The organism is Runella sp., from assembly GCF_027484545.1.
Classification (GTDB): Bacteria; Bacteroidota; Bacteroidia; order Cytophagales; family Spirosomataceae; genus Runella.
The window spans coordinates 21,602-39,329 of the sequence record NZ_JAIXST010000305.1; the positions used below are offsets into that span (position 1 = coordinate 21,602).

16 protein-coding genes are annotated in these 17,728 nt (G+C 43.5%); 3 read left to right on the forward strand and 13 right to left on the reverse strand.

Features of this window, described 5'->3' with window-relative positions:
* Nucleotides 1-230: 230 nt before the first annotated feature.
* Nucleotides 231-929 (forward strand): sensor histidine kinase, encoded by a 699-nt coding sequence (locus Q0081_RS27460; protein WP_298361108.1) that lies wholly within the window; start codon nucleotides 231-233, stop codon nucleotides 927-929.
* A gap of 3 nt (nucleotides 930-932) precedes the next feature.
* A complete protein-coding gene (locus Q0081_RS27465; protein WP_298361110.1) occupies nucleotides 933-1,613 on the forward strand; it encodes a LytTR family DNA-binding domain-containing protein in 681 nt (226 codons plus the stop codon).
* Nucleotides 1,614-1,743: 130 nt separating this feature from the next.
* On the opposite strand, the gene Q0081_RS27470 is transcribed toward Q0081_RS27465, so the two are convergent.
* Nucleotides 1,744-3,369, reverse strand: a complete 1,626-nt coding sequence (locus Q0081_RS27470; RefSeq protein WP_298361112.1) for an ABC-F family ATP-binding cassette domain-containing protein — start codon at nucleotides 3,367-3,369, stop codon at nucleotides 1,744-1,746.
* A 174-nt stretch (nucleotides 3,370-3,543) separates the two neighbouring features.
* On the opposite strand from Q0081_RS27470, the gene kynU reads away from it, so the two are divergent.
* Complete coding sequence (gene kynU / locus Q0081_RS27475; protein WP_298361114.1) at nucleotides 3,544-4,836, forward strand: kynureninase; 1,293 nt, start codon at nucleotides 3,544-3,546, stop codon at nucleotides 4,834-4,836.
* 3 nt (nucleotides 4,837-4,839) lie between these two features.
* Here kynU and Q0081_RS27480 read toward each other — a convergent pair whose 3' ends face one another.
* The 12 genes from Q0081_RS27480 to Q0081_RS27535 all read right to left on the reverse strand — a co-directional run bounded on the left by Q0081_RS27480 (nucleotide 4,840) and on the right by Q0081_RS27535 (nucleotide 17,626).
* Entirely contained in the window at nucleotides 4,840-5,460 is a 621-nt protein-coding gene (locus Q0081_RS27480) for a transposase (protein ID WP_298361116.1), read from the reverse strand.
* Between the two features lie 108 nt (nucleotides 5,461-5,568).
* Entirely contained in the window at nucleotides 5,569-6,432 is an 864-nt protein-coding gene (gene lgt / locus Q0081_RS27485) for a prolipoprotein diacylglyceryl transferase (protein WP_298361118.1), read from the reverse strand.
* A gap of 173 nt (nucleotides 6,433-6,605) precedes the next feature.
* Entirely contained in the window at nucleotides 6,606-7,856 is a 1,251-nt protein-coding gene (locus Q0081_RS27490; RefSeq protein WP_298361119.1) for a TolC family protein, read from the reverse strand.
* Between the two features lie 118 nt (nucleotides 7,857-7,974).
* Complete coding sequence (locus Q0081_RS27495) at nucleotides 7,975-8,637, reverse strand: ABC transporter ATP-binding protein (protein ID WP_298361121.1); 663 nt, start codon at nucleotides 8,635-8,637, stop codon at nucleotides 7,975-7,977.
* 216 nt (nucleotides 8,638-8,853) lie between these two features.
* Nucleotides 8,854-10,377, reverse strand: a complete 1,524-nt coding sequence (rny, locus tag Q0081_RS27500) for a ribonuclease Y (RefSeq protein WP_409034105.1) — start codon at nucleotides 10,375-10,377, stop codon at nucleotides 8,854-8,856.
* A 155-nt stretch (nucleotides 10,378-10,532) separates the two neighbouring features.
* Entirely contained in the window at nucleotides 10,533-10,841 is a 309-nt protein-coding gene (locus tag Q0081_RS27505; protein ID WP_298361125.1) for a cell division protein ZapA, read from the reverse strand.
* 10 nt (nucleotides 10,842-10,851) lie between these two features.
* Nucleotides 10,852-11,250 carry a hypothetical protein gene (locus tag Q0081_RS27510; RefSeq protein ID WP_298361127.1) on the reverse strand — a complete coding sequence of 133 codons (399 nt, stop codon included), beginning with the start codon at nucleotides 11,248-11,250 and terminating at the stop codon, nucleotides 10,852-10,854.
* 119 nt (nucleotides 11,251-11,369) lie between these two features.
* Entirely contained in the window at nucleotides 11,370-13,802 is a 2,433-nt protein-coding gene (gene pheT / locus Q0081_RS27515) for a phenylalanine--tRNA ligase subunit beta (protein ID WP_298361129.1), read from the reverse strand.
* Between the two features lie 222 nt (nucleotides 13,803-14,024).
* The gene (locus Q0081_RS27520) at nucleotides 14,025-16,412 is read right to left on the reverse strand and encodes an ABC transporter permease (RefSeq protein ID WP_298361131.1); all 2,388 of its coding nucleotides are present in this window, start codon (nucleotides 16,410-16,412) and stop codon (nucleotides 14,025-14,027) included.
* Entirely contained in the window at nucleotides 16,402-16,629 is a 228-nt protein-coding gene (locus Q0081_RS27525; RefSeq protein WP_298361133.1) for an RNA polymerase sigma factor, read from the reverse strand. The genes Q0081_RS27520 and Q0081_RS27525 overlap by 11 nt, the downstream gene beginning before the upstream one ends.
* Before the next feature lie 39 nt (nucleotides 16,630-16,668).
* Entirely contained in the window at nucleotides 16,669-16,812 is a 144-nt protein-coding gene (locus Q0081_RS27530; protein WP_298361135.1) for a sigma factor, read from the reverse strand.
* Between the two features lie 169 nt (nucleotides 16,813-16,981).
* Entirely contained in the window at nucleotides 16,982-17,626 is a 645-nt protein-coding gene (locus Q0081_RS27535; protein ID WP_298361136.1) for a sorbosone dehydrogenase family protein, read from the reverse strand.
* Nucleotides 17,627-17,728: the final 102 nt, after the last annotated feature.

Consider the following 17,728-nt stretch of genomic DNA (forward strand, 5'->3'; position numbering starts at 1 on the left):
AGCGCTTTAAACGTTTTGCAATTAAATTTTGCCTGTTCCTTGGGTTCTTGCTATTACTTCAAATCGTTCTTTGGGCTTTTTACGATTGGTTGCTGTTTAATTACACTTACGAATATGAAAAAAATCAAGCATGGATAGAGACTCAAAAAAATAATGGCAACCTCTTTCGTCCATTTTTTTCTCTTTTAGCAGATTCTTTTAAAATTCTTACTCACAACGGATTTGCGAATATGCTGCTTATGTTTGGGATAGAAGATATTATCTTTTATTTCTTATACACCGCCTTCTTCACCCTCATTATGTACGTTTGGCAAAGCCGCAAGCGGGAAGCAGAATTGGAAAAACTGCAACGGGAAACCGAAATTCAATCCCTGAAAGCGCAGTTGAATCCGCATTTTTTGTTCAATTCACTCAATACCATTTACAGTTCGGCGCTGACTGAAAAAGATACCTCGACGGCGCAATTGGTCCAACAACTTTCGGGGATTTTGCGGCACAATGTTGAAGAAGTGCAGCAGGAGAAAACGGATATTCAAAAAGAAATGGCATTTATTGAAAAATACGTGGCTCTCCAACGCGCCCGCTTGCCCGAGCATCCCAATGTATCTATTCAATCTCAACTTTTTTGGGATCAGGAATCCGCTGAAATTGCGCCGTTGCTGCTGATTCCGTTTGTTGAAAATGCGTTTCAGTATGGGGTGAGTATTGACGAACCCAGTTTTGTGAAGGTGGACTTACGCGTGGAAGACCGAAAATTGCACCTCAAGGTAACGAATAGCATTACCACTCACCATGAAGAGAAGAAAGGTGCAGGAACGGGTTTGAAAAATGCGGAAAAACGCTTGGCGTTGCTTTATACTGACCGATATTCGTTGCGGTGTGAACCACAAAAAGATACATTTGAACTCCATTTGACCATTGACTTATAATCGATGAAAATTTCCTGCATTGCCATTGACGACGAACCAGCCTCCTTGACTGTCATTGAGCAATATGCTGAATGGGTACCGTTTTTGTCGTTGAAAAAGACCTTTGTAAGCGTAAAAGAGGCGTTGTCTTTTCTTAAAAACGAGCGCGTGGATTGTGTTTTTTTGGATGTAAAAATGCCTGATTTACTCGGTACGGAGTTGGCCCGTATTCTTCAGGGCCAAACACAGATTGTCTTCATAACGGCGTATTCGGAATATGCCGTGCAGGGTTTTGAAGTGCAGGCCCTTGATTATCTGCTGAAACCCATTGAATTTGACCGCTTTTTGCAAACGGCAAATCGGGTTCATGCGCAATTGAGTCAGCGCGTGGAAGGGCAAAGTTCAATTTTTGTAAAAGAAGGCTACGATTGGGTCCGTGTGCAACTCAACGAAGTGCAATACATTCAGTCGGATACCAATTTGCTGTTTATTTACGAACGTAATCGTCGGGTCATTACGCGCATGACCATGACCGAAATGCTGAGTCTATTGCCGGCAGAACGGTTTATTCGAGTCCATAAATCGTACATTGTAGCGGTAGACTCCATTCAAAAAATAGAACGCCATCAGCTTGCTTTGGCAAAAGCAACTATTCCGATTGGGGAATTGTATCGGGATGGGTTGGAGCGGTTGTTATTGAGGTAAAATTAAAAAGCCGCCCAAGAATAGGCGGCTTACTGCCGTTGGTGGTGGTTTTCACCGCCAACTTGCGAGGATTAGAAACTTGACGGTGATAACACCGTCAAGGGCAAAATAGTGACAAAATTATATCTCCCTACACCAATTCCCCATACAACGCTTCCCGTTGCGCTTTTACGCGCGAGTCGGCGATGTATTCGTCGTAGGTCATTAGCTTATCAAGGATGCCGTTTGGCGTGATTTCGATGATACGGTTGGCAACGGTTTGGATAAACTGGTGATCGTGCGAGTAAAACATCATCGCTCCTTTAAATTCAATTAAGCCGTTGTTGAGGGCGGTGATGGACTCCAAATCCAAGTGGTTGGTAGGGTCATCGAGGGTTAAGAAATTGCCCGAAGTAAGCATCATTCTCGACAACATACAGCGCACCTTTTCTCCTCCGGACAAGACACTCGCTTTTTTGAGTGATTCTTCGCCCGAGAACAACATCCGTCCTAAAAATCCGCGAATAAAGCTTTCGTCTTTTTCTTTGGAAAACTGACGCAACCAATCCACCAAGTTATCGTCAGTTTGGAAGAAGTAATCATTGTCTTTGGGGAAATACGCGTTGGTAATCGTCACTCCCCATTTGAAATCTCCCGAATCAGGTTTGATTTGTTCGTGTAAAATATCAAACAAAGCCGTAATAGCCAGCGTATTACGTCCGATAAAAGCCACTTTGTCTTCCTTGTTAAGGCGGAAGGCAACATTTTCAAATAGCTTGGTCCCGTCTTCGGCTGTTTTGGAAAGACCTTCCACTTGTAGCACTTGGTCACCGATTTCGCGTTCGGGTTTGAAGTTGATGTATGGATACTTGCGTGACGAAGGTTTGATTTCGTCCACGTTCAATTTATCCAACATCTTCTGACGGGCCGTTGCCTGTTTGGATTTCGCAACGTTGGCGCTGAAGCGGCGGATAAATTCCTCCAATTCTTTGCGTTTCTCGTCCGATTTCTTGTTTTGGTCGGTGCGTTGTTTCAACGCCAATTGGCTTGATTCGTACCAGAATGTGTAATTACCACCGTATAACTGAACTTTGCTAAAGTCAATATCCACCACGTGCGTACACACTTGGTCGAGGAAGTGACGGTCGTGAGAAACAACGATGACGATGTTTTTGAAGTTGGTCAAAAAGTTTTCCAACCACATGACGGTTTCTACGTCCAAGTTGTTGGTAGGCTCATCAAGCAGCAAAATGTCCGGATTTCCGAATAATGTTTGTGCCAACAAAACCCGTACTTTTTGGCTTGGGTCCAAGTCGGTCATTTGGGCATAGTGAAGGTCTTCTTTGATACCCAAACCGCTTAACAGAGAGGCCGCTTCCGGTTCGGCTTCCCAGCCATTCAATTCGGCAAATTCTGCTTCTAAATTGGCTGCTTTTTCGCCGTCTGCGTCGCTAAAGTCTTCTTTGGCGTAGATATCGTCTTTTTCCAACATAATGTCATACAGGCGTTTATGGCCCATCATGACCGTGTTCAGCACTTGAAATTCGTCAAACTCAAATTGATTTTGTTTCAAAACTGCCATCCGTTGTCCCGGAGTGATAGAGACGCTACCCGATTGCGGGTCAATATCACCTGACATTATTTTCAGAAGTGTGGATTTCCCTGCTCCGTTGGCACCGATTACGCCGTAACAGTTGCCGGGATTGAATCTAATATTTACATCGTCAAAAAGCACCCGTTTACCGTAGCGCAACGACACATTTGATACCGTTAACATCGAATAAAATAAAATTTTCTGTGAAAGATGGTACAAAAATACGAATTTTTCGGGGGAATGTTGGTACAAATTGAGTGACTGTTTGAGGCGGTTTACTGGAAAAATTGGTTAAAATTCGGGCTTTGCGTACGTTTGTAGTCAACCGACACTTCTTCATCCACAAACACAACGAACTTGAACTACGAGACTCTACATTCGCTTTCTCCGCAGGAATTACACACTTGGGCGTTACAACAGGATCAAACCGACCCACTTCGTGCTTTTCGTGACCGGTTTTTTATTCCGGAACGCGAGGGAAAGCCATTGACTTATTTCTGCGGAAATTCCCTTGGACTGCAACCCAAAACGGCTCGTGCGGCTATTGATAAAGAATTGATTACGTGGCAAAATCACGGTGTAGAAGGCTGGTTTGAAGGAGAAGAATCGTGGTTGTCGTATCATCGTTGTTGCCAACAATCGTTGGCCAAAGTGGTAGGGGCTTTTCCGGAAGAGGTTTGTCCTATGAACCACCTGACGGTCAATCTGCACTTGATGTGGGCGTCGTTTTACCAACCTACTCCAAAACGGTATAAAGTGTTAACAATCGCCGGGGATTTTCCTTCTGACCAATATGCAATTGAAACCCACCTGAAATTTCGCGGTTATGACCCTGCGGAAGCACTTATTGAGGTAAGCCCGCGAGTCGGTGAATATATCATTCGTACGGAAGATTTGCTGACATCTATTGAGCAAAACGCCGATGAACTTGCTTTGGTTTGTATGAGTGGGCTGAACTATTACACAGGGCAGGTGTATGATATGAAGACCATTGCTGCCAAAGCGCATAGTTTAGGTATTTTGGTTGGGTTTGACTTAGCGCACGCCGCGGGCAATGTTTCTCTTCAGCTCCACGATTGGGGCGTTGATTTTGCGGTTTGGTGTTCGTATAAATACCTCAATTCGGGTCCAGGGGGCGTGTCGGGAGTTTTTGTTCATGAAAAACATCATCATTCCAACATGATACGTTTGGCAGGTTGGTGGGGGTATGACGAAGCACGGCGTTTTGAAATGACCAAAGGATTTGTTCCAATGAATGGGGCTGCCGGTTGGCAATTAAGTACGCCTAACATTATGGCCCTAGCAGTTCACCGGGCCTCGTTAGCTATTTTTGACGAAGCTGGTATCGAAAATTTGCGCCAAAAAAGTGAAGCGTTGACGGGGTTTTTAGAGTTTGTGATTCAGCGAGTTAATCTAAGGGCAGGATACGAAAAAATTCGGTTAATCACTCCTATTGACCCGGTTCAACGAGGAAGTCAATTGTCATTGTTGATTGATGAAGGGGGAAAACAACTCTTCGATAAGTTAGTAGAAAACGGCATTATCGGCGATTGGCGCGAGCCGAATTGCATTCGACTCACGCCCGCGCCGCTTTACAATACGTTTGAGGAAGTATGGAAAGTAGGGAATGTGTTGGGTTCTGTACTTTAATCCCTATTTCAAGTCCGCTAATTTGCTTAAATCAATATCGCCCAACACTGACTTGATTTTGTCAATGCTGACACCATTGCCTTCAACCTGTACGATGTAGCGATTGGCAACGATAACCGATATTTCGCCGTTTTTAGATTGGGTATCGTATTTTTCAAAGGCTTTATGGCCTTGATATTCAGTGGTTTTTTCGTAACCATTGTCAGTTTCTTTATCAATCGAAGCCATTGACCAAGCGGCCATGCCCATGAGTGCTACGCCCATTCCTGCTACATCCGTAATGTTAACATCAATGTCTTGGCCACTATCATCACGGTAGGATGCTTTGGCAGTGGAAACTCCAAAGCCCATCGCAGAGGTTTTTTCGCTAGATGCTTCTTTGCGTTTAATTCCATCGGCATCTTCGGGCAGTAAAGCTTTCAGCAATTTAGGGTCAATGGTTTCTTTTGGTCCTTCTTTTGACATTTTTTCGGCTTCACCGGCCATTTTTTGGAGTGCCTCCAAGCCGTTTTTAGGCTCTTCTTTGGCTTCCTCTTCTTTAGTCTCTTCTTCTGATTTACTGGTGCAATTCCACAGAATAACGGTTAATGAAAGAAGCAGGGCAAGAAATTTCATCTTTTTCATGTGTATTTTTCAGAGTTTATGAATAAAAAAAGGGGAACTTTATGTTCCCCCAAAATTACGTTTTTTCTGTAATCACATTACTTTCACCAAATTAAAATTACTAATCGGTTATGACTTTACAGTAGTAGAATCAATCCGATTGGCCTCTTCGGCCAATTTATCGGTGAAAATAAATTGCTCTTTATCCTTATTTTTGAAAGCATACGCTAAGAATACAATGCCTAAGACGATGGCCGGGATACTCAAAATTTGCCCCATATTAAATTGCAGTTCGTTTTCAAAGGCCACTTGGTTTTCTTTGAAAAACTCAAACACAAACCGCAATCCAAACACCCAAATCAGGAAAATACCCAGCAGTAAGCCTTGTGGGGTTTGAGTTTTACGTTTATTCCACATCCAAAACAGCAGGAAGCATAAAACCAAACACGCCATTGCTTCGTACAATTGAGCCGGGTGGCGCGGATACTGCGTAAACTCGAAGTTGCGAGTGAAAACAAACGCCCAGGGAACATCCGTTACTTTACCCACGATTTCTGAATTCATAAGATTTCCCATGCGGATAAAGCAACCTGCCAAAGCTACTACAATCACAATGCGGTCTACTACCCACAAAAAATTCATTTTCTTGGCACGGGCGTAGAAATACAATCCTAATAAAATTCCAATGGTAGCCCCGTGGCTGGCCAAACCTGCAAAAGGCGGCGTAATTACCTGAAGAGGATTGTTGAGTAATACTTCGGGTTCGTAAAACAAAAAGTGACCCAACCGAGCTCCGACCACCGTTGTGATGACCATGGTGAGCAAAAGCGAGTCAAGAAGTGTTTCTTTCAGGCCTTCTTTACGAAATATGTGGGCCATAATGCGCTGACCTACCAAAAAACCGGAGGCAAACAGCAACCCGTACCAACGAATCGAAAAACTACCGATACTGAAAATTTCGGGATTAACATCCCAGATAATGTAGCCAAACATAAGTGACTGATTTTGAATGAAGGTATCAATGATACTAAAACCTTCGCAAAAATCAAGAAAGATTATTAGAAGTGCATAATTGTTGGGAGTTAAAAGTTAAAACTTAATTATAAGCTGTTGATAATCAGTTTACAATTAAGTTTTAATAATCCGATGCAATCTGAGATTTTACCCTAAAACTCCCATTTTCCTTTTTGATAAAAGTCGATGATTTGGCGTTGGAGTGCGTACTCGTAACGCGAGCGAATGGAATTGGCTTCGGCGCGGGCCAAATTGGCTTTGGCAAGCGTATATTCAAATATATTCACGGTTCCAGCGGCAAGGCGGCTTTCAGCGGCTCTGAAGTTGGCCTGCAATGATTCTACCTGACTCTGTGCGGCAGCGTAGCGGTCGCTGGTGGCAGCGAGTTGTTGAACTCCCTGCTCAATGGCTTGGCGGAGTTGTTGCTTGACTATATTGAGGTTATTTTCGGCCAATTGCTGTTGCGCTGTGGCTACGGCTACACGCGGGCGTATTTGCCAACGACCCATGATAGGTACATTCAATCCTAAGCTGATAGAACCGTTACGAGTGGCATCTAATTGTTTTAAATAGCTGCGTTCATCGTTGGAAGACGCATAAAAAGCCCCAAAGTTTCCTGATAGATTCAACGAAGGAATATTGTTGGCTTTGATAGCTCGTATCTGACTGCTGAAGCTGCTCAAACGGAGTTCTCCGCTTTTAATTTCAGGAAACATCTTTGTCGCGTCTTCGTAAATGGTTTCGGCAGAAGGGACAAGAGCCAATGCACCGGCGGCATCACCGATAGGTTCAAACATAATGCTATTATCGGGTTGAAGATTCATTAACTGGAAAACGCTCAATTTGGCCAATTGCTCATTGTTTCGCGCCGTTACTTCGTCAAACTTATCATTAGCAAGTTGTGCTTTAATTTCATACAGGGTATTTTGCCCTACTGTACCGGCGGCTACCTGCTTTTCAACGCGGTCTACCTGCTGCTGCGACGAAGCCACCTGCTCCTGAGCAGCTTTGTACAACGCCTTTGTTGCCAATACCTGAACGTACGCCTGAAGCAGGCGAATGATCTGCTGATTAAGTACTGCTTCCTGATTTTTTAGTGCTGCATCGCGCAGGGCAATTCCCTGCTGAACTTGGTGCTGAATCTGAAAACCCTGAAACAGGGGGACTTGAAATCCAACTCCCACGTAGTTTGTATTGTAAAGCTGGTCAATGTAAGAATTGGTAAATCGGTCAATACTGCGACCGAAATTTAGGTTTTGACCTGCATTGAAGCCTAATTGCGGTAATTGCAGCGACTTGGTTTGTTGCAATTGAGCAACGCTTCCCTGCGCCTGCAACTGGCTTTCCCGATAAAGAAGATTGTTCTTGATGAGCAAGTCAACGCACTCCCGTAACGATACCATTTTTTGAGCGTTCGTCGAAAGTGTAAAGAGTAAAGTGCAAAGTAAAGGGAGGACTATTTTTAATGCTTTCATTGAAATTAAAATAAGCGGTAAACCGTAAACTTCAAACGTATGGATTTTAACTTACCCAACCATCTTTGAGTCGAATGACCCGATTGCCGTACCCTGCATTTACTTCGGAGTGAGTCACCTGAACAATCGAAACTCCGTCTTTTTGGTTGAGTTCTTTAAACAGTTCCATGATCTGTTGGGCTTGTTCGGAGTGCAAATTGCCTGTAGGTTCGTCGGCAAAAATGATTTTGGGCTCATGAACAATGGCGCGTGCCACACCCACTACCTGTTGTTGTCCACCTGATAACTGACTGGGGAACAGGTCTTTTTTAGCTACCATGTTGAAACGGTCCAATAATTCCGCTACGCGGCTTTTCCGCTCTGACGACGAGGTGCCTTTGTATAATAAGGGCGTTTCAATGTTTTCATAAACCGTCAATTCATCAATGAGGTGATACGCCTGAAAGACAAAGCCGATGCGGTGGCGGTGAAGTTCGGTGCGTTTCTTTTCGCTCAATTTATCTACTTTTTCGTCCATAAACAGGTACTCACCCTCCGAAGGCTCTTCCAACAACCCTAAAATATGTAACAGGGTAGATTTTCCAGAACCCGACGGCCCCATGATGGATACGAACTCTCCTTCATTTATGTCTAAATTGATGTTGCGCAGTACGTATGTTTTTCCAAAACCTGCGGGATAGTATTTGGAAACGCCTTTTAATTGAATCATGAACTTGCTGCTAAGTGATTATAAATTTGAATCAAATAAGGTCTTCCCTAAGTGGTGAAGATTTAGATGGGGTTCGTTAGTAGTTTGCACGAGTTGTGCCAATTTGTTATTTGGCTGATTATCAGTTTTTAAATTTAAATTGGGGCACAAAAAACGTCCGAAAACGGACAATAGTTGTACGTCTTCGGACGGGGTACTTTATGATGTCAGAATAAGCTATTTTGCGTAGGCTACTGCACGCATCTCACGAATCACGGTCACTTTTATTTGGCCGGGATACTGCATTTCCTTTTCAATTTTCTGCGAAATATCAAACGATAGTTTTCCTGCGGTTTCGTCGTTTACACTATCAGAGTTGACAATCACGCGCAACTCACGTCCTGCCTGAATAGCGTAACATTTGTCTACACCCGGGAAATTAGTGGCCAATGCTTCCAGATCTTTCAATCGTTGGATGTACGATTCCATCATTTCGCGGCGTGCACCTGGACGTGAACCCGAAATCGCGTCACATACCTGAATGATGGGCGACATCATGCTGGTCATTTCGATTTCGTCGTGGTGGGCTCCAATGGCATTACAAACTTCGGGGTTCTCTTTGTATTTCTTAGCCAATTCCATCCCTAAGATAGCGTGCGGAAGTTCTGATTCTTCGGGCCATACTTTGCCGATATCGTGTAAAAGGCCGGCCCGTTTTGCCAACTTAGCATTGAGTCCCAACTCAGCGGCCATGGTAGCGCAAAGTCGGGCTACTTCACGAGAGTGTTGGAGCAGGTTTTGACCATAAGAAGAACGGAAACGCATCCGTCCAATCATCTTTACGAGTTCGGGATGCAGACCATGAACCCCTAATTCAATGACGGTACGCTCGCCTATTTCGACGATTTCATCGTCTATATTTTTCTTGGTTTTAGAAACAACTTCTTCAATGCGTGCCGGGTGAATACGTCCGTCCTGTACGAGGCGGTGCAGCGACAGGCGGGCGATTTCGCGGCGTACTGGGTCAAATCCTGAAATGACGATGGCTTCCGGGGTATCGTCTACGATGATTTCGCAGCCGGTTGCGGCTTCCAAAGCTCGAATATTACGTCCTTCGCGTCCGATGATTTTTCCTTTTACATCGTCGCTTTCGATGTTAAAAACAGAAACTGTATTTTCAATGGCGTGCTCAGAAGCAGTACGTTGGATGGTTTCAATGACAATTTTCTTCGCTTCTTTGGTGGCGGTTAACTTGGCCTCGTCAATGGTATTTTTAATGTAGGCAGAGGCTTGCGTTTGGGCATCGGCCTGAATGGCTTCGACGAGTTGGAGTTTGGCTTGCTCAGCAGTGAGATTAGCAATGCGTTCCAACTGTTCTACCTGCGATTTGTGCATTTTTTCAGCTTCCTCGCGACGTTTTGCAGCTATTTCAGTTTGTTGTTCAAGGGTCTTTTTCTGGGTTTCCAACTCATTTTCGCGACGTTTATTTTGTTCCGTCATCTGGTTGAGCTGTTGTTCCTTCTGCGTGAGTTGCTGCTCGCGTTGTTTGATTTTTTGCTCGTTCTGGATGATGATTTGTTTCTTTTTGTTCGAATCATCTTCAAATTCTGATTTGAGCTTTAAATACTTTTCTTTGGCTTCGAGAATGCGGTCTTTTTTGATGTTTTCTGCGGTTACTTCGGCATTTTTGACAATGTCAGAGGCTCGTTGTTGGGCATCTTCTTCTGTTTTTTTATTCGCTTTTCTTAGGGCAAAATACATAATCGCTGCTCCAACGGCTGCCGAAACAACGGCGCTGAGCAAAAGTAGTATATCCATAGTGTTGCTGTGTGTTTGTTGGTTGAACATATTCCCAACGCAGCGTCGAATAGCGTAAGACTGAAATCTACAGGACAATTAGATGCGAATCAAATGGCTTAATTTTGACTCGACGGACTGAAGTGGTTTTGGATAGTGTCTAACTTCTTGAAGACTTCATTTTTTATTATCTTCAAATCATGATCTCCTTTTAATCGCGCTACCATCGCATCTAAGCAGACCATAGACAGTATTTCTTCTATATTAACTTCGCCTTTTTTTTTCTTCATTCGATGCTCAATCTGTTCCGTCACCAGCTTAGCTGCCTTTCGTATCAATTCCTCCTCATGCTCCGAATTACTGCGTAATTCGTAAGATTTATTACCAATTGTTATCTTAATAGGAGGTCTTAATTTTTGAGGTTCCATGGGTGTCAAATCAGATTGTTCGTAACCATGCTATCGTTTCATCAATGTATCGAATGTAATCGTCCAATTTGGTGTTCAGCTCCGTAATCGCGTTTGCGTTTTTCGGGTTTTTTACAATTATAGACAATTGTTTGAAATTATTTAACTTTTCCTTCAAAGAAACTTCTTTTTCGCGCAATTGTTTGTTTTCATTTTTTAAAACTTTGACTTCCTGCCGATCATATTTCAGTTCGGCATTTTGCTTATCATATTGATTTTGGAGCAACTCAAATCGGGTTTTCAGTTCATTATGAGCCGCTTTTTCGTAATTAAGTGATGCCTGTAAAGTAATAACGCGCTGCTCAATCTGCTGAAACTGATTGTTGAGCCTCTCCAAAACGTCACCATTTCCAAAAGTTACAAGTTTCATGCCTAAGTGCAAATTGTGAATGAGCGAATAGTGAATTAGTGAATAAGCAGTTGGTAATCCAACGTTTAAATCTGCCTGATTGCTTAATTCAAAATAGTTTACAGCGCGCAAGTTTATTTTTACTTCCGAATCACCGCTCCCAAATCTTTCTCAAAGGCCATCATCAATTTTTGCATTGTTTTGTCAATGACCTTGTCGGTAAGTGTTTGCTCAACATCCTGTAGGGTAAAACTTACGGAATACGATTTTTTGTCAGCCCCAATATTTGCGCCTTCGTACACATCAAAAACGTTGATATTAGTCAGCAAATTGCGTTCGTATTTTTGGGCTGTTTGACGGATTTGTTCAAAGCTAACCGCTTTGTCCAAAACCAGCGATAAATCGCGGCGTACTTCGGGGTATTTGGGTACTTCGGTAAAGCGTACTTTGTCGTTGTATTGCTTCAATAAATAGGCCCAGTCAAAATCTGCGTAGAATACGGGTTGCTTGATGTCGAGTACTTTCGTCAGTTTGCCCTTCACTTGGCCAAAACTCACAATCGGCTTTTTCTTTACCGTGTACGTGAGGCCGTATTCAAAAATGGTTCTGTCCTGAATTTCCTGTTTTTCTACGTTTTGGACGCGCATGGCATTCAGTACCAAATGCACCATACCTGCCAAATTGTGAAAAACGAGTTTTTGGTCTTTTTCCAACCAACTTTCGGCTTGCTGATTACCTGCTAAAAATAAGGCTAAATGCGAGAACTCTTTGTATTTGCCCTCGGGCATTTTATGGTAGGTTTTGCCAAATTCACAAATTTTGAGGTCTCTTTGGCGACGGTTTAGGTTATAAGAAACCGTTTCCAAACCCGAAAACAACATTGTTTGCCGCATTGCCAAAAGATCTTCACTCAAAGGATTAAGCATGATGACATCCTCTCCCGGTAGGCTTGACCGAACTGCGTCGTTGTAAAGCGGTTTAGTGAGGGAATTGGTCATGGTTTCGTTGAAGCCATTGGCCGCTAATAAATTAGCGACACGCAACTTTTGTTTGTCAGGGTCAACAAGCGGGAAGCCTGAGAGGAAATCGGTGGCTAAGTTTTCCGAAAGTTCAATGTTGTCGAAACCATAAATTCGCAATATTTCTTCAACAATATCTGCTTCACGGGTTACATCAACGCGGTAAGGCGCGACTGATGCGGTGAAACCTTCGGGAGTTTCGTTTTGAATGGCAATGTCGAGATTCGTCAAAATTTGCTTGATTAAATCACGGTCCAACGCCTTGCCAATCAGTCTGTCCACATTTTTATATTTGACAGCGACTTGTTGGTTGGCAATGGGATTGGGATAAATGTCCACAATTTCAGACGCAATTTGTCCGCCGGCCACTTCCTGAATCAATAAAGCGGCACGTTTGAGGGCATAAATGGGCAAATTAGGGTCTGTGCCACGCTCGAAACGAAAAGAAGCATCGGTTTTCAAACCATGAAAAGTGCTCGTTTTACGAATCCAACCGGGCGAAAAATAAGCGGCTTCCAAGAAAATAGCCGTCGTTCGTTCAGAAACACCCGACTTGGTTCCTCCAAAAACACCCCCGATACACATGGGTTCTTCGGCATTGCAAATCATCAAATCGCGGTCGGAAAGCTTACGCTCTACGCCGTCGAGCGTGACAAACGGAGTGCCTGCCGGTAGGGTTTTGACAATTACTTTATTACCTAAAATCTTAGCAGCGTCGAAAGCATGGAGCGGCTGACCTAATTCATGGCAAATGAAGTTAGTGATGTCCACGACATTATTAATAGTGCGAACACCAATTGCCTGAAGCTTTTCTTTCAACCAATCGGGCGATTCAGTCACAGTCAATCCTGAAATCGTTACGCCTGCGTAACGCGGGCAAGCTTCGTTATTTTCGACCGTTACCTGAAGTGGTTCGGCCAATGGGGTAATGGGCTGTTGGTCAAAAATTTCTACCGATGGTTTTGTCAATTCACGTCCCCAAACCGCTTTCAAATCTCTCGCTACACCCAAGTGCGAAGCGGCATCAGCGCGGTTAGGCGTTAGGCCGATTTCAATAACGTAATCGGGTAAAACGCCAAAATACTGAGCGGCGGGAGTGCCGTTGGGGAGATCGGTGTCTAACACCATGATGCCCGCGTGCGAATGCCCGATACCGATTTCATCTTCGGCACAAATCATACCTTCGGATGGATTGCCGTATACTTTGCGTTTGGCAATGGTAAACGGTTCTCCTTCGCTCGGATAAATAGTTGCTCCTACAGTTGCTACGATTACCTTTTGTCCGGCAGCCACGTTAGAAGCTCCGCAAACGATGGTACTTGGTTCGCCTGCACCAATATCAACCGTAGTTAGGTGCAATGTTTTTTCTTTTACCGTGAAAGGTTCGCAAGTAAGTACTTCGCCTACCACAATACCTTCCAATCCTCCTTTTACGCGTTCGACCGGTTCGATGCCTTCCACTTCCAAGCCCGTTGCAGTCAATAATTTACCAACTTCTTCGGGAGACTCTTGAATATCAATGAGTTGCTTAAGCCAATTATAAGAAATTTTCATATAAAATCCAGCCCCCAGCCCCAATGGGGAGCTTTTTGATAGTAAGTACAAATCCCCCTTTGGGGTTAGGGGTGGTAGTTGTAGCGCAAAATTAGAGGTTTTTGGGGAAATTTATGACTTTATAAGTCATCGATTGCCCCCAGAGGGGTCACAGGTTTATAGATAGTGTCACTATTGCTACAAACCTATGACTCTGGAGGGGTCAAACTAATTTGTTTTATGCTATTCGGATTTCAATGAATTCACAGGGCTCATAAGGGCGGCTTTGATGGCTTGGTAGCTGATGGTTAGGAAAGAAGTGAGCATAATAATCAGCGTTGTATAGCCAAAAGCCCCCCACGAAATGGGGATGCGGTAGGCAAAATTTCGGAGCCATTGATCCATCAAATAGTACGCAATCGGCGAAGCAACCACCACGGAAAGGAGAACCAATTTTAAGAAGGCCTTGGAAAATAAAGCCACAATCCCTGTGACCGAAGCGCCCAATACTTTGCGGATTCCAATTTCTTTGGTGCGCTGCTGAATGGCTAAATGTGTTAAACCAAACAAACCCATGCCGCAGAGAAGCATCGAAAGAAGCGTAGCAAAGCCCACAATTTTCTGCCAACGTTGTTCCTGAAGATATTCACGGTTGTTGAGTTCATCCATAAAATTGTACTCAAACACCGCATTAGGAAGGGCTTTTCGGTAGATCTTTTCAAAGGCTTTGATGCCTTCCTGCTGTCGATTTTTGTCAATTTTAAGCCAAATGCCTCCGTAATAGACATCGTTTGCAGTCATGACCAGCGGAGTAATTCGATTGCGAAGTGAACCGAAATGAAAATCCTTGACAACACCCACAATTCGGGCGGGCGACTTGATAAAAAAGTCTTCTGTTTTTACTAAGGTTCCAATAGGATTGACTAAAGCTGCTGCTTTTACAAACGCCTCATTGACAATAACTTCCTGACGGGCGGAGAGGTTTTTTCCTTCTTTTAGACGAATGCCCAACACAGCTAAATAATTTTGGTCAATAGTTTGGTAAGTACTTTTCACTATGCGTTGATTCACTTTGGTTTTGTAATTACCGCCCCGTTCATCGCCAAATGAAACTTGTACAATTGAGGGCTCTTTGGTTGCTTCGTTTTTAATAAATTCTGCAATGGGCTCGGTCTCGCGATTGCCACTGATGTACGAACGAATGACCTGATACGGATTGTAGCCCAGATCCTTGGTGCGGACGTAATTCATTTGTTGGTAAAAAACAATGGAAGAAATCAGCAAAATGGCCGCTAAGGCAAATTGAACAACCACCAAACTTTGCCCCAAAAAACCGCCTCCGGAAAGCTTTTGTTTACTGTATAAAACTTCGGTGGGTTTGAAATTAGAAAGGATATAGGCAGGGTATAAGCCCGATAGTAATATATTGAGCAGCAATACAATAACGAAAGACACAATAAGCTTCCACTCAAAGATTTCCCTGATTTCAATTTTCTTATTGGCCAGTTCATTGAATACTGGAAGCAAAATCAGCATAAGTAAAATAGCCAAAAGAAAGGCCGCTACGCATAAAATTGCCGATTCGCCCAAAAATTGGATGATAATTTGGCTTTGACGACTGCCCGTTACTTTGCGAATTCCTACTTCTTTGGCCCGTTTGAGCGAACTTGCAATACTGATGTTGACAAAATTGATGCTCGCCATCAGTAAAATAAATAGCGCAATACCCAGAAAAACGTACGAATAAAGAGGGTTGCTGTAATTGATAGCCCCTCCTTCGCCGCCGGTATTTAAGGGATTTAAATGAATATCCGTAATAGGCTGTAATCCATAACTCGTTTCAGGATCGTAGCCATTGTCTTTGATTTGTTCCTGCGCATTTCGGGCGTGAACTTGGTTGAATTTTTTAATGACCAATGACGTATCCGCTTTAGGATTCAATACCACAAAAGTGCCGAGGTACGTATTCAACCAATTGGTATCTTCAAAACTCAACTGCATAAAACTAAAAGGATGCAGTACATCAAACTGAATGGAGGAGTTTTTAGGAGGATTTTCCACAACGCCCGAAATTACCAACGGTTTCCCCAAACGATCGGCGGAAGGATCGGCTTCCATGTGTAAAATTTTACCAACGACGTTGGTTGAGTTGAAAAATTTGAGGGCGGTCTTTTCAGTAATTACTACCGACCCTACATCTTTCAGTACTGTTTTAGGATTGCCATGAATCAACTTGAAACTAAAGACATTAAAGAAGTTAGGATCCACAAAAAGCAGTTGGAGTTTGAATGCTTTTTGGTCGGTGCGAATGTCACCGAAAATGGCTCCGCCCATTACTCGTACATACTCTTCCAATTCGGGTATTGCCGCTCTGAAAGCAGGACCCTGTATTTGCCCCGTACCTCCTGACGTTTGAGGGTCTTCGCCTTTATCGACAATCAAGGTAGTGGTAACTCGGTATAAATGAGGGCTTTTTTGGTGGAACGTATCAAAATTATGTTCATCCCGAATGTTTAAAATAGCCAACAACACACAAGTGAGACCAAAGGCCAAACCAACGATGTTAATGCCTGAATACAGTCGATTTTGCCAAAGATGGCGCAACGCGATTTTGAAATAATTATGCAGCATAAATTGAATACTCTTCCACGTCCCGTAAGTACAGTATGAGTTTTTGCTGTTCGGGCAATGCTTCTATCAGTTGCTGCATGAGAGCCGCGCTGTCGGCCAACTCTGTTTGCTGATAGGGTGAACTGCTTTCTGTTCTCAAGTCCTGCAAATCCAAATCTCCCGTAGTGGTTTGGTATGCTTTTGATTTCAGTTTATCCAAACACAGATTCCGGGTCATTTGTACCGCAAAAGCCTCCACACTTTGATACGATTCTAATTATTGACGATTGGTCCAAAGCTTCAACAACACTTCCTGCAAGGTATCCTCGGCCTCTTCACGATTGCGAAGAAACAGTTGTGCCAACCTGAAAAGTCGGCCCTGCGTGGGAAGTACCAGTTGTGTAAAGGCTTTTAGTTCCATTTCAAGAGCATAGACGATTGAGCCGAAAAAACATTGCAAATTATCGTTATTTTTTACAACTATTTTTTACTAAAATTTAACTTACAGATATTGAGCTATTTACATAGCAAAACAAAAAGAGTAAGCCCACTATCAGCAGACTTGCTCTCCTCCTATTTTTTTGCTTTATCTACTCTACCACAGGAGTAACTTCAACGATTACATCCGCATTCCCTCCGTAGCTGGTACAGATGTAAACCTTTCCCGCAGGCGAAATGGCGATGTCTCGCAAGCGCCCGAATTGATTGACAAAATACTGCGTCGGCGGACCGGTGATGGTACTCCCATCGGCGCTTAATTGGAAGCTATAAAGCGTTTGATTTTTTAAAGACACCATCAACAAATTGTTTTTCCAACGCGGATACGCATCATTATTATAGTAATCGAGTCCGCAAAAGGCCCAAGTAACACCTCCCGACGAAAAAATAGGCGGAACGACGGAATTTGCATTGCAAAAGGTGATTTCTCCAGGCGTATCGCAGGGGCCTTCCACGTTGGGCCATCCATAATTTCTACCTGCCCGAAGGAGGTTGATTTCGTCTTCAATGTTCCCCCCGTGCGATGAACAATACAGTTTTCCGTTGGCATATACCATTCCCTGCGGATTACGATGCCCAATGCTCCAAACTGGGCTTCCTGCAATCGGATTGTCGTTGGGAATCGTTCCGTCCAAATTCATCCGCAGGATTTTACCCGACAAATGAGCAGGATTTTGAGGTGCTTCCGTAATTCCCGCATCCCCCGTAGATACAAACAGATTTGGCAGTGCGCGCAAAGTAATGCTATAACAAAAAAATAGACAACGGGGGCAAATGCCTAACTTTGGAGTGACTAAACTCAAAGATTATGTACCTATTTTGCCCAAGTTGTCACAGCA